Below are 13545 nucleotides of genomic sequence, written 5' to 3' on the forward strand. Positions count from 1 at the left end.
AGAGTCGTTGTCTGCACTTGATGACAACCCAGCGGAGCGAATCCTCTCGCAGGACGGGGGATTCATCCAGTAGCTGGAAGTGATTCACCCATTCGTGATGGAGGACCTCCGCGGCGCGGGCATGGCGACAGTGCTTTCGCCGCCCCTGGCTTGCGGAATCGCATGCGGATCCTGAGCCGCCGCCAGCCGTTCTTCGACGCGGTCGGCCTTGGCGTCTTTGCCTCGACCCCGGTAAAAGGCCGCGGCGCGTCTCCACGCGTCGACAGCGTCTTCATGATTCCCGCGTGCGTAGAGGATTTCGGCGAATGCCTCCAGCGCCCGAGCCTGGCCAGTCGCGTTGTGCGCCCGCTCGGCCAGTTCGACCGCTTCCTGTGACAACCGCAGAGCAGCCCGGTCGTCCCGTTCGGCCGCCGCCAGTCGGGCTTGTACGGTGCGCAGCCGCATCGTGGCGGTGAGGTCGCCGGCGATCTGCGCTTGTGCCAGCTGGCAATGCCGGTGTGCGACGGCGAATTGTTCCTCGCGGAGATGGAGTTCCGCCAGCGTCGTGTAGGTCGTGGCTTGACCGGCGGGGTCGCCGGTGAGCGCACGCAGGTGGAGTGCGCGATGGTAGTGCGGCAGCGCCTTTTCGTACTGGTCGAGTTCGGCGAGGGTCTCGCCGAGATACTGCTCCGCCTTCGCCTCGCGGACCAGGTCGCGGTTGCGCTGCGCGTGCGTGATGCAGCGGCGGAACAGCGCGATCGCTTCGGCGGGGCATCCGGTGTGCCGGTACAGCTGTGCGAAGTTGATGTTGATTGTCAACACCCCGACGGGCGATCCGTCGGCCGTGGCGAGCTCCCGTGCTCGCGTCAGAGCTTGTTCGGCCGTTTTGTGATTGCTGAGCGTGAGATTGAGTTCGCCGAGGTCGTTCAAGGTAGAGGCTTCCGCGTGCGGATCGTGGTTCGCCCGTGCGGCCCGTGCCGCAATGGCGAAACCGGTGCTCATTTCGTCGTAAAAACCGAATTTATCAAGGGTATCGGCAATCAGATGGGGCAGCATGCAGGCTATTTCGAAATGACGATGCTTCAGGGCCAGAGCGGTTAGTGCGACGATATTTGTACGCTCAAGCAAGAACCATCGCGTCGCGGCGTCCGGCGTCCTGAACTCGGTCGGGCGGATGCCGGGTTCCGGATCCGGTCGCGGCGGGCGGTCGCGGTGCGGGTGTGCCATCCGGTGCGCGTGGTGCGCGGTGCAGTAGTAATGCGACAGCAAGCGCCGCAACGGCCGCGAGTCGTGGTCCTGGTCGCTCAGCGTCCGGGCGTACCGGTGGAAAATGGAGACGATCCGGTAGCGGTCGGTGTCGCCGGGCTGGTCGATCAAGTGCAAGGCGACCAGGGTTTCCAGTGCCCGCCGGGTTTCCGCGGCGGGACGCCCGGCCGCGGACAGCAGGGTGTCGACGTGGATCTCCGCGCCGGGATGGTGGCCGAAGAGCCGGAAAATGGCCTGGCTCGGAGGTTCGAGCATGCGATACGACGAAGAGAACACCGCGCGCAGGCTTTGGTCGTCGCCGTCGTCGCCAATGCTCAGGAGCATCTCCGGGTCTCGCAGCTGGTCGAGCATCGTGCCGAGGCTCAGTCCCGGCCGGCGCGCGGCGCTCTCGGCGACGAGGGTGAGCGCGAGCGGCAAGCCGTCGCAGAGATGGGCGATCCGGCGCGCCGCGTCGGGTTCCCGTTCTCCGCGGCCGCGCAAGCGCCGGACGAACAGCTCCAGCGAATCGTGGTCGTCGAGCCGGTCGAGGCTGAGTTCGGCGAGTTCGTGCCTGCGGACCAGCGCGCTGAGGCGGCGGCGCGACGTGACGATCACCGAACAGGCGGACAGCACGTTCAGCAACTGGTCGACGTGCTCGGAGTTCTCCGCGTCGTCGAGGATCACCAGCACGGAGCGGTCGGTCAGCTGCTGGTGCAGCACCGCGGCCCTGGCCGCCGGGTCCACCACGTGGTCGACCGGGTAGCCGAACTCGGGGAGCAGGCGGTCGACTATGTCGGACGGTTCGAGCCGCGGGGCCGGGCCGAAGCCGTGCAGGTCCAGGTAGATCGTTCCGTCCGGGAACCAGTTCGCGGCCCGGTGCGCCCAGTGGACCGCGAGGCTCGTCTTCCCGATGCCGGGCGGGCCGCTGAGCACGACGGCGGGCGAGCGGGTCGGCGAGTCCGGCCGGAGCCACTGGTCCAGCGTGTCCAGTGCGCGGGTGCGGCTGATGAACCCGCGGAGGTCGCGGGGGAGCGGATGAGACGGCGGCACGGCCCGGCGCACCGGGGCAGCAGCGGGCCGGGTGACCGCGGGCGGGTTTTCGTAGCTGTCCCGGACCTTGTCGTGGAAGGTGCGCAGCAAGGCCGCGGCGGTGTCGTCCGCGGCCTCGTGGAAGCGCCGGTGCGCGTCGAGGTAGTGGGTCAGGGCCTGCTCGGACTGCCCGAGCGCGTAGTAGATCTGGATCTGGAGCTTGACGAAGGCCAGGCGGCCGGCGTGGTCGGGGGTCAGCTCCTGCATCCATCCCGCGGCCTCGTCGGGACGGCCGAGCGCCAGCAATTGGCTCGTCAGGAATTCTCGCGCGGGAAGCAACATGGACTTTATTCTGTCCTCGCGCCAATTGTCCGCGCGTTCGGTGCGGAGGCCCGCCAGTGGTTCGTCGCGCCATAAGGAAAGGGCGGCCGCGGCTGATTCATACGCCGTTTCATGATCGTCGGAACGCTCCGCCAAGTGCGCATTTCGCATTATTTCCCGGAACGCGGCGACATCCACGAGACTCTCGTCGAGATCGGCCAGATAGCCGTCGCCGGACCGGATGACCGAGACGGGCACGTCCGCTTCGTCCAGTGCGGGCCGCAGCCGGTGGACTGCCTTGTACAGGGCGTCTTGGGGGTTTCCGGGCAGGTCGTCGTCCCAGAGCCAGGAGATCAGGGTGTCGTCGGAAAAGCGCTGGCCCGGCCAAGTGAGCAGGATTCCGAGAATATTCCGGCTTTGCCGCCGCCCCCATTGCTCATTCATCTTCCCGTGCATCCGCACCGCAGTCTGCCCGAGAATTCCGTAGGCGAAGTCCATTCGACGCCCCTCCCTCGTCGATTGCCCAGTTTCGCATTGATCCGGCGAATCGGCGACCGTTGCGGGACAACGATCATCGGAGGGAATTGTCTTGTCCGGTTTCGGTCCGCTTTGTGTCCAGCGGCGGGAAGTCCTCGGTCAGGACCGCGCCGCAGCCTCGGTTCGTCGGTTTCCGGACGGAGGGGATGAAGATGGCGCACGAGGTGTGGGTACGCGGTCCGATCGGTCTCGACGCCGCGACGCGGGTGACGCGGCCGGGGTGCCGGACCGTGCTGGCGGTCGTCCCGACCGTGACGGCGGGGACGCGGCTGGTCGAGCTGATCTCGCTGCTCGAACGGGATCTGCGGGTGCAGGTGATGTTCACCGTGCCGCACAGCGTCGACCGGTGGGCCGGGGCCGAGGAGTACGTGCGGGCGCAGCACGGGCTGGTGCTGCCCTGGGAGCAGGCGGTGGCGCACCGGTTCGATCTGGTGCTGGCCGCGTCCGATCAGCAGATCGACCAAGTGCGGGGGCCGCTGCTTGTGATCGGGCACGGGGGCGGGCGGGTGCCGGGGCGCCGGTTCAGCAGGCAGGCGGGCGGGGCGACCGTCGCGACGACCGCGATCGAGCGGCAGTCGCTCACGTTTCGCGGGCGCGTGCTTCCCTCGGTGCTGGGTCTCGGTACTGATGCCGAGGTCGAGGTGCTGCGCGAGCGGTGTCCGGAGGCGCTGCCCGTCGCGGTCGTGGCCGGAGACCTCTGCCTGGACGGGATGCGGGCGGCGAGCGGGCGGCGCGACCAGTACCGGCGAGCGCTGGGCGTCGGCTCGCGGCGGCTGGTGGTAGTGAGTTCGACCTGGTTCACTGATTCGGTGTTCGGCCGGATGCCGGCGATGTACGAGGCGATCATGGCCGGGCTTCCGCGAGACCGCTACGCGGTGGCGGCGGTGTTGCATCCGAATATCTGGGCGGTCCACGGGCGGCGTCAGGTCGTGGCGTGGCTCGGCCGGTGCCAGGAAGCGGGTCTGCGGGTGATCCCGCCCGAACAGGGGTGGCAGGCGACGATGATCGCGGCTGACTGGGTGATCGGCGACCACGGCTCGACCACGGGCTACGCGGCGGCCATGGGGCGGCCGGTGACGCTCGCGTCGATGCCGGACGGGCGACCGCAGGCCGGCAGTGTCGCGGAGGCGGTGCGGGCGCACGCGAAACCGCTGGTTCTGGACCAGCCGTTCGAACCCCAGGAGAAAGCCGCGATCGCCGCGGCGCCGAGGCTCGCCGCGGCGGTGTTGCCGGTCGTCAGCGGGAGGATCGACTGCTCGGCCGGGATCTTGCGGTCGGCGATGTACCGGCTGCTGCAGTTGTCCGAACCGAGCGCGCCGGCGTATCCGCCGTCGCCGGCCCTGCCCCAGCCGCTGCCTGGGCGGAAGGCGTGAGCACCGGGGTCGCGCGCGTCCGGCTCGCGTTGCCCGGCCGCCGCGCGGTGCCGGTGCTGGTCGCGGATGTCGGGCTGGCCGCTCCCCGCTGGGCGGCCAGCGCGGATGTCGTGGTCCGGTCCCGCGCCAGGGCCGCGATCGCTGGCGATGCCGATGACCTGATCTCGGCGTGGCCCGGTGCGATCGCCGCGGCAGTGCGCTGGTCCGGCGGGACGGTGTGGTCAGTGCGGCGGCTCGGCGGAGTCGCGGCTGAGGAGGCGTGCTTCCTCGAGACGGCGCTCGGCGCTTGCCTCGTCGCCGTGGCCGCGTTCGAGCCCGGCGAGCGCAGTGAGGACTTCGGCCTGGAAATGCGGTGACTGAAGCCGTTCCACCCCCTCGAGTGCACTCACCAGTTCGGCGTGCGCGCGGTGGTAGTCGCCGCGCCGGGCGTGGATCGCGGCGAGCGAGATGACAGTGCGCGCGAGCTGGCTCGCGTCGCCCGCTTCCTCCATGATGGCGGCCGCTTCGGTCAGCTCGCGCACCGCGTCGTCCTCTCGGCCCAAGGCGGCCAGCAGGTCACCGCGCCGGCGCCGGGCCATGGCGACTCCGCGCGGTCTGCCGATTTCGGCGTGTTTCTCGGCGCTGCGCTCGTACAACTCCAGCGCGGCTTCAACGTGGCCTCGGGCGCGTGCGTCCCTGGCCATCCGGGAAAGCGCGGTGGCCTGGGTCGGTCCGTGCTGTTCCCGCTCGCCGATCTCGAGTGCGGCGGCGTGATGGGCGGCGGCCTGCTCGAAGCGCCGCAGCCGCTCGTGCACGTACCCGGCCTGGCTGTGCATCCGGGCCTCCACCAGCGGCAGCTGGCACCGCCGCGCGGCCGCGATCCCCGCCGTGCACAGTTCGAGGAACGATTCGTAATCCCGGTGGTGCAGGAAGAATCCCCACGACGCTTCGGCGAGCTGCCACAGTTCCTCGTCCCAGCCGTGTGCCTCGGCGGCTTTCGCGACCGCGTTGATCACCGATCGGTCCCGGCGCCACCAGGTCACCGCGTGGTCGCGGTCGGCGAAAGATTCCGTCGCCGCAACGGTTTCGGACGCGAAGCTCGGCCGGAACGGGTGGATGAGGGCGCTCGCGGTGACGGTCTGGTCGCGATACCAGCGGGTGTACCGGTGAACGAGATAACGCCGGTCGGCCTCGGCGTCCTGGCGTTCCGCGCGCACGCGGGCGTCGTGGCGGACGACGTCGTGCTGTGCCACGGTTTCGTCCTCCAGTTCGTGCAGGAGGTTGGCTTCGATCAGTTCGTCGACGGCGTCGTCCAGGTGGGCGGGCGAACTCTGCAGGGTTTCGGCGAGCGCGTCGACCGCGTGGTGCGGACCGGGCAGGATGCCGCACGTCCGGTAGAGCCGGGCCGCCGAATCGTCGAGCGTGGCGTAGGCGGCGTCGAAAACCGTTGCCAAACCAGTGAAACCGCCGAAGCGCCGGCCGCGCCGGGCCTCCTGGTCCGGGTTCCGTCTCGGCCGGACGCGCAGCCTCGCTCCGGTGATGGTGAGCGCCAGCGGGAGACCGGCGCACGCGGTCAGCAGGTTTTCCGCGTCCTCCGGGCTGAACTGCCGCTGCCCGGAGCGGCGGGCGAGCACTTCGCGGGCAGGCCGGTCCGGAAGCGGGCTGAGCGGAAGGATTTCCGCGCCGTCCAGCGCGAGGCTGGTCAGCTGGGACCGGCTCGTGACGAGCACGAACGCGTGCGCGCTGGACGGCAGCACGGCACGGGCGTCGGCGCTGTGCACGACGTCGTCGAGCAGCAGGGCGAACCGGCGATCCGCCGTCACCGCACGGAATTCGGCGGCTCGCTGGGCGAGCGAGGCCGGGATGTCGTCGGCGGGAATGCCCAGCGCGGCAAGGAAACCGTGCAGTACCGCGCTCGCGGGCTCCGTGGTTTCGGTGCCCTCGGCGGAAAATCTCGCGCAGAGGATGCCGTCGGGGAACCGGTCGCGGTGGGTGTGCAGCCAGTGCAGGGCGAGCGCCGTTTTGCCGATTCCGCCGACGCCGGTGAGCACGACGACGGACGGGGCGGGGTCGCGGCGGAGCCGGATTTCGTCCAGCTGGGCCAGTTCCGGGCCGCGGCCGAGCAGCACGGTCGGTGCGGGCGGCAGCTGGACCGGTGCGCGCACTGGTCTGTCTGACGTCGCTGCCCCTGGCCGCGCTTCACTCATTCCGCACCCCCGATTATTCCTCCCTACCTGCTGCGGGCGGTAAAAGAAACCTGAACGAGTCGGGAATCACCCTCCCGATGTGATGATCAATGCCGCGGTGCGTCACCGGGCTTGCGCCGATCGAGAGCGTTCTGGCCGCCATGCGGGCGGATCGTCACCTTTTCCCGCAGCAGCAAACGACGGATAGTGCCATAGGACGCCTGATGCGCGTCCGCGATGCTCTGAATAGTGGACCCCGACTCGTACTCGCGGACTATCCTCGGCACGTCGAGTTCGCGGCGCACGCCTTGGCGGATTTCCGGCAGCACCGCGCCTTCCTGGCGCAGCAGCCGTCCGGTCCAGCTCAGGGACAGGCCGTGTTCCCTGGCTATCTCGGTGATCGACGCGCCCGCCCGCCAGGATTCGAGCATGCGGCGATTCCGCTCGATCCGATTCGTGCGCGCGTCGTCCGGCGTGTCCATGCAAGCGCTCCCACCACTGGGCGTGCGAGACCCTCCATTATCGGCGTCGCGGAGCCGGAGTGTGAACCTACGAACGGGGTGCATGCGCGCGAGGTTCTTTGTCCGCAAATGGCGACACCAAGCGGGCTTGCCGAATTGAATATTCAGCCAACTCGGGCAGGCGGCTTCGGAAAGCGCATCGATTCCCCTCGATCCGGGGAAAATCCGCGGCCCGCTCAGTGCGGCACCCACAGGGTCACCCGGGTGCCGTGCCCGGGCGTCGATTCCACCTGTCCGGTGCCTCCGACCTCCGCCAGCCGGGCTTCGATCGACTGCCGGATGCCGAATCCCGGACCCCGTTCGCGCACGTCGAAGCCGCGGCCCTGGTCTCGGGCGACTACCGCCGTTCCGCCGTCGCGTTCCTCCACCCGGAGCACGACGCGGCTCGTCCCGGCGTGTTTCACCGTGTTGCGCAATGCCTCCCGCACCGCTTCGCACAGTGCCGTGCGCCGGTCGGCGGAAAGGCGGTCGTCGTCGGCGAAGTCGGCGGCCACGAGCTGGGTGCGCAGGCCTTCGCGGGCCATTTCGGCGGCGACGTCGGCCAGTTCGACCACGAAACCGCGTCCCTTGCGCGGTTCGACCGGCTCGGTGATGCTCCGGCGGAGTTCGGCCGCCTCGGCGTGGGCGACCGAGCGCAGCTGGGCCAGCCGTTCGGCGGCGTGGTCGGCGTCGTCGGCCGGGGCGATGGCGAGTGCTTCCAGGGTTTGCAGCACGCTGTCGTGCAGCAGCCGCTGGGTGCGCTTGCGTTCGGCTTCCTGCCCGCGGCGCAGGCCGATGTCGAGCGCGAACCGGGTGCCGACGCCCAGCAGCACCAGGATCCCGCACGCGACCACGATCGCCACGGCCAGCGCGACCAGGCAGCCGATCGACCGGCTGAGCGCGAGCGGGTCGTCCGGCCGCAGCCCGCCGGCCACGGTCAGCAGCACGCGCACCGGGACGGCCGCGGCGAGCAGCAGCAGCGCCGCGGGCAGTCCGGACGTCCCGGCCCACATCGCCACCGAGCCGACCAGCCACGTCCAGGTGACGTCGATCGCGAACGGCTGCACCGCGTCCGGCGCGAGCACCGCGGTCAGCAGGTTCAGCACGAGCCCCGCGCCGAGGTCCGCGGTGAGCACCCGCCGCGTGCGCCGCGCGGGCAGGCCGCCGGAGCGCAGCAGCCACCACAGGAACCCGGCGTTCGCGGCGACGCCCAGCGCGGCCGCGGGCAGCACCGGGAACAACCCGACGCTGCCGTTGGCCGCGGCGAACCCGATGAACACCTTCACGAACGCGGCGATCCGGTAGGCGACCGGCACGACGACCCAGTACCGCGCGGCCCGCGCCAGCGTCGCGTCGCCGACCGCGGCGAGGTCCCCGCCGGTGTCCGGCCGCTCCGGCGGGCTGCCGCGATGCAGCAGCGTCCGCACGAATTCCCCGCGTGGTACGGCAAAACCCGGTCCGGGCATCGTCCCTCCCCGTGTCTTCGGCGAGGATATTCGATTGGTGTAGTCCAGTGTGGAAACGCCGGGTCACGCTCTGGACATGGTCAGCCGCCACAGCGTCGTCCGTTCGCGGGAACGCTGGGGGTGCAGCGGATCGGCACTGTCCGTGGCGCGCCGGTGCCTTGGCGTGGTTTCGCGACGTCCGGCGACCTCGAGTCCGGCGGCGGAGATCCGCGCGAGCAGTTCGGCGCGGGTCCGCAGGCCGAGATGTTCGGCCAGGTCCGACAGGATCAGCCAGCCTTCGCCGTGCGGCGTCAGATGCTCGCGCAGACCAGCGAGGAACCGGTTCAGCATGGCGGACGAGGCGTCGTAGATCCCGAGTTCCAGCGCCGACGCCGGGTTTCCGGGCAGCCAGGGCGGATTGCAGACGACCAGGTCAGCCCGGCCGGAAGGCCACAGGTCGGCTTCGAGGACCTGGACCCGATCAGTCAGGCCGAGCCGGCGCAGGTTGTCCTGGGCACAGCGCACCGCGCGCGGGTTGAGGTCGGTCGCCACCACCTCGGCGGCACCGCGCCGGGCGAGGAGCGCGGCGAGCACGCCGGTACCGGTGCCGAGATCGAAGACGACCGGAGACCCTTTGCCGGGCAACGGTTCCCGCGCGACGAGATCGAGGTACTCGCTGCGGGTCGGCGCGAACACGCTGTACGACGGAAAGATCCGCGCGTCCAAAGCCTTGAGATAGATGCCTTTCTGATGCCATTGATAAGCGCTCAGGGCACCGAGCAGCTCACGCAACGAGAGCAGCGTGCCGGGGATACCGCCGAACGCGTGCTCACAGGCGGCTCGGATGTCGGGGGCTCTCCGGAGGTGCAGCGAATGGTCGCTTTCCACGAAGACCAGGACTTTTCCCAGCAGAATCGCGCGTCGAGCCCGAGCCGCGCGCATCTCGGGAAAGGAGCCTGGCGGTCGCGGAATCCGGCGGTCCATGGCGCGCACGAGCTGCCGGGCGTTGGGAAAATCGCCGCGCCACAGCATTCCGGTGCCAGCGCGTGCGAACCGCAAAGCGGCGGCAGGCCTCAGCCGGTCATCGACGACGACGATGCGGCCCGGCGGCGGAGTTCCGTTCTCGGAATGCCAGCGGGCGGTGCGGGTGATTCCGTTTTCGGTCCACTGAACGGTGGACATGAATGCTCCCGGGAAGGGTCGAAGGGCCAGTCAGCCGTCGACGCTTCGCGAAGAGCAGGCAGGGATTCCCGCCGGTCAAGACAGCGGCGAACCCGCGTGCTCCCGCGAAACGCGGGAGCGGCGGTCGCCGAGAACCATGCCCATCAGCACGGCACCTCACCTCCTTCGGGAAAACTCAGTGGTGCGTAACGGAATGGTGCGTAGTGCCGGTGCTGTGCCCCTTCGTCGCGACGAGATAGACGATCACCGCGACCACGATCAGCGCGAGCACCACCGCGATGGCGATCTTGACCTTGCTCCACGGGCGCTGGCCGTGGATTTCGCCGGTGCGGCCGTTGACCAGGATCTGCCAGTTCTTCCCGGCATACACATAAGTCGCGACCCACACCGGAAGCAACATCAATTTGAAGGTCACGTTGTTGTGCTGCGTATCGACCGAATTCAGCCGTTGCGTGTCGCCGCCGATGTCGTTCTTGCAGTCGTCGGCGATGACCGGGGCCATCCGGTTCTTCGCCTCTTCGAAGCCGTTTTCCGGCTCGATGTCGTACCGCAGCGCGAAATGCCCGGAGAGGAACTCCGGCTGGTACGGCGCGGAGTCGAGCAGCGGCCACGGCGCGAGTTTGTCCAGCTCCGGCAGCGGCAGCTGGGTGCTCGCCGGAACCAGGACGTCGTCGAAGTTCCGCGCGACCTGCCCGCGCGCCGGGTACCAGCGGGTATGCCGCACCTGACGCGTCTTGCGCTCGCCGTTGTCGTAGTAGGTCTCGGTGACGTAGTAGTACTCGCCGCGCGCGCCGGTGTACACCGAGACGGTCTGCGAGTCATACGTCCAGTGCGGGATGTACGTGCTCTTCGTGGACTCCGCGGTGGTGACCTTCTTCAGCGCGGTCGGCGCGAACCAGCGCGAAGACGTCCACTTCTTCAGATGCGTGCTCACCGCGGAACGGTCGAACGCGAACGGCAGCACGCCCTCCGGCACCAGCTGCCCGGACGCGCCCGGGTCGATCACCAGCGGCGCGCCGCAGAACTGGCACATGCTGGCGGTCTCGTTGGTCTCCGTCCTCGCCGCGCACCGCTGGCACACGAAGACGTACTTGCCGATCGACCCCACCGGCTTGCGTGCCAGGTTCGCCAGCTCGGCGAACGGGATCTCGCGGATCTGCCGGTCGCCCGCGGCGATTTCCTGCCGGAACCCGCAGTACGGGCACTGCATCGCCGTGGTGCCCGGCGCGAACTCCAGCCGCGCGCCGCAGCCGCCGCACGGATACGTCGTGTTGGCCACGCCGCTCTGCTGGGAACGTGGGTCGGTCATGGGTCCCCCAGAAGGTCGACGCGGCTCAGGACGGCGGCAGCGGCGGCGGGGTCGCGCCGAACAGCGCCGACACCTCCGGCACCTGCGCGGCCGGCGTCCACTGCGCCATGCCCGCCTTCCACACCAGCGTGTCCCGCGCGAGCGTGCCCGAGGAGATCTGCTGGCCGAGGCCGGCGCGGTCGAACGGGCCGAGCTGCTGGCCGTTCGAGCCGATGAACCACTGCTCGCTCTGCGGCAGCGGCGGCGGCATCTGCGGCGGGCCCTGCTGCTGGTATTGCTGCTGCGGCGCGGACTGCTGCTGGTATTGCGGCTGCTGGTATTGCTGGGGAGCCTGTTGCTGATACTGCTGCGGGGCGGGCTGCTGCGGTCCGGCCGCGCGCTGGCCGAGCGCCATGCCGAGGCCGATGCCCAGCCCCTCGCCCGCGCCGCCCTGGTTGTTCGCCGCCGCCTCGATCGCGTTCGCGGACTGGAACTTCGTGTACTGGTCGAGGTCGCCGACCACGCCCATCTGGGTCCGCTTGTCCATCGCGGCCTCGACCTCGGGCGGCACCGAGATGTTCTCGATCAGGAACTTCGAGATCTCGATGCCGACCTCGCGCAGTTCGAGGTTCAGCGCGTTCGCGATCTTGCCGGAGATCTGCTCCTGCTGGGTGACCAGGTCGAGCATCGGCACCTGGGCGGCCGCGATCGCGGGCCCGAGCTTGCTGATCACCATGCTGCGCAGGTAGTCCGACACCTCTTCGGTGCGGAACTGCGGGTCGGTGCCGGCCAGTTCCTTCAGCAGCGCGACCGGTTCGACCACGCGGACCGCGTAGCCGCCGAACGCGCGCAGCCGGACCATGCCGAATTCGGCGTCGCGCAGGATCACCGGGTTCTGCGTGCCCCATTTGAGGTCGGTGAACTGCCGCGTGTTGACGAAGTACACCTCGGCCTTGAACGGCGAGTTGAAGCCGTACTTCCAGCCCTTGAGGGTGGACATGATCGGCATGTTCTGCGTCTGCAGCGTGTACATGCCGGGCGGGTAGGCGTCCGCGACCTGGCCCTCGTTGACGAACACCGCGGCCTGCGATTCGCGGACGGTGAGCTTGGCGCCCATCTTGATCTCGTTGTCGTAGCGCGGGAAGCGCCACACGATGGTGTCCCGGCTGTCGTCGGTCCACTCGATGATGTCGATGAACTCGCCGCGGATCTTGTCGAAGATGCCCACGTCTGACCCCTCGTCGCGTTGCCTCGTGCCCGCGGGCCACAGTACAGTGCGCGGCCCCCGCCGGATCATTCCGGCGCGGCCGCCGCCCGCCAAAAGTCCTGCATCTGCGGGATGCCGCCGGGGCCGTCCACCCCGCGCTGGGTGAGAAGTATCGCCACCGAACCGGTCGAAGGCGTCAGGTAGGCGCTGGTTCCGGTGCCGCCGACCCAGCCGTAGCGGCCCGGGACCTGCCAGGGCCGCGTCGGCGCGACGTCGACCGCCCCGCCGAACCCCCAGCCCTGTCCGTCGAGGAAGACCGGATTGGCCGCGATTTGTTCAGCGGTCAGGTGGTTGGCGGTCATCTGCCGGACGGATTCCTTCGACAGCAGTCCTTCCCCGTCGGAAAGGAGCATCCGGGCAAAGCGGTGCCAATCGTCCGCGGTGCCGGCCAGTCCGCCGGAACCCGCGGGGAAGGGCGGCACCTCGCGCCACTGGCCGTCCGGGGCGTCGGCCAGCTCCAGACCGGCTTCGCCGCCGCGGTAGTAGCTGGCGAAGCGGTGCCGTTTGGCGGCGGGGACCTCGAACGCGGTGTCGACCATGCCGAGCGGCTCGAACACCCGCTCGGCGAGGAAGTCCGGCAGCGACTGGCCGGACGCGCGCGCGATCAGGATGCCCTGCAGGTCGGAGCAGGTGTCGTACAGCCAGGCCTCGCCGGGCTGATGCAGCAGCGGGACGCGGGCCAGCCGGGCGAGCCATTCGTCGGGTTCCGGGCGCAACCGGACCTCGCGGCCGTCGGTCTGCACCGTGCGCAGCTCCTGGACCTGCGGCAAGGAGAAGTCCGACGGGAAGCCATAACCCGCCCGGAAGGTCAGCAGGTCTCGCACGGTGATCGGCCGCCGCGCGGGTACGACGTCGTCGACCGGGCTTCGCGGCGTCCGCACCACCAGCGGGTTCGCCAGCTCGGGCAGCCATTCGGCGATGGGGGCGTCCAGGTCGAACCGGCCGTCCTCGACCAGCGTCAGCACGGCCGCGGCGGTGATCGGCTTGGTGATGGAGGCGAAGCGGAAGATGGAGTCGCGGGTCATCGGCGCGCTGCTCTCAACGGCGAGCTGCCCGACCGCGGTCACCTCGACGTCGTCGCCGCGCGCGACGAGGGCTACCGCGCCGGGGATGAACCCGGACTCGACGTGGCGGCGCAGGACTTCGTGCATCATCGGTCGTTCCCTTCGCGGGCGGATGTTCCGCGGGGTGGTCGCTGCCGGGCCTTTCCGCCG

Annotated in this window: 9 protein-coding genes; 1 reads left to right on the top strand and 8 read right to left on the bottom strand. The window is 69.7% G+C overall.

Annotated elements, in window-relative coordinates; all coding sequences use genetic code 11:
• Positions 1-84: 84 nt before the first annotated feature.
• Positions 85-3072, bottom strand: coding sequence for an AfsR/SARP family transcriptional regulator (locus F9C12_RS33215; RefSeq protein ID WP_409463002.1), 2988 nt, complete (start codon positions 3070-3072; stop codon positions 85-87).
• Positions 3073-3263: 191 nt separating this feature from the next.
• On the opposite strand from F9C12_RS33215, the gene F9C12_RS33220 reads away from it, so the two are divergent.
• Positions 3264-4484 carry a hypothetical protein gene (locus tag F9C12_RS33220; RefSeq protein WP_409463003.1) on the top strand — a complete coding sequence of 407 codons (1221 nt, stop codon included), beginning with the start codon at positions 3264-3266 and terminating at the stop codon, positions 4482-4484.
• 221 nt (positions 4485-4705) lie between these two features.
• Here the strand turns inward: F9C12_RS33220 and F9C12_RS33225 are convergent, their stop codons facing one another.
• The 7 genes from F9C12_RS33225 to F9C12_RS33255 all read right to left on the bottom strand — a co-directional run bounded on the left by F9C12_RS33225 (position 4706) and on the right by F9C12_RS33255 (position 13485).
• Positions 4706-6628 carry an NB-ARC domain-containing protein gene (locus tag F9C12_RS33225; RefSeq protein ID WP_409463004.1) on the bottom strand — a complete coding sequence of 641 codons (1923 nt, stop codon included), beginning with the start codon at positions 6626-6628 and terminating at the stop codon, positions 4706-4708.
• 128 nt (positions 6629-6756) lie between these two features.
• Positions 6757-7131 carry a helix-turn-helix domain-containing protein gene (locus F9C12_RS33230; protein ID WP_409185696.1) on the bottom strand — a complete coding sequence of 125 codons (375 nt, stop codon included), beginning with the start codon at positions 7129-7131 and terminating at the stop codon, positions 6757-6759.
• A gap of 215 nt (positions 7132-7346) precedes the next feature.
• A complete protein-coding gene (locus tag F9C12_RS33235; RefSeq protein ID WP_409463005.1) occupies positions 7347-8615 on the bottom strand; it encodes a sensor histidine kinase in 1269 nt (422 codons plus the stop codon).
• A gap of 63 nt (positions 8616-8678) precedes the next feature.
• Positions 8679-9776 carry a methyltransferase gene (locus tag F9C12_RS33240; protein ID WP_409463006.1) on the bottom strand — a complete coding sequence of 366 codons (1098 nt, stop codon included), beginning with the start codon at positions 9774-9776 and terminating at the stop codon, positions 8679-8681.
• A 175-nt stretch (positions 9777-9951) separates the two neighbouring features.
• Positions 9952-11085: a hypothetical protein gene (locus tag F9C12_RS33245; protein WP_409185699.1), complete on the bottom strand. Its 1134-nt coding sequence runs from the start codon at positions 11083-11085 to the stop codon at positions 9952-9954.
• 25 nt (positions 11086-11110) lie between these two features.
• Entirely contained in the window at positions 11111-12292 is a 1182-nt protein-coding gene (locus tag F9C12_RS33250) for an SPFH domain-containing protein (RefSeq protein ID WP_409185700.1), read from the bottom strand.
• Positions 12293-12357: 65 nt separating this feature from the next.
• A complete protein-coding gene (locus F9C12_RS33255) occupies positions 12358-13485 on the bottom strand; it encodes a serine hydrolase domain-containing protein (RefSeq protein ID WP_409463007.1) in 1128 nt (375 codons plus the stop codon).
• Between the last annotated feature and the right edge of the window lie 60 nt (positions 13486-13545).

This window comes from Amycolatopsis sp. GA6-003 (assembly GCF_046267895.1).
Classification (GTDB): domain Bacteria; phylum Actinomycetota; class Actinomycetes; order Mycobacteriales; family Pseudonocardiaceae; genus Amycolatopsis.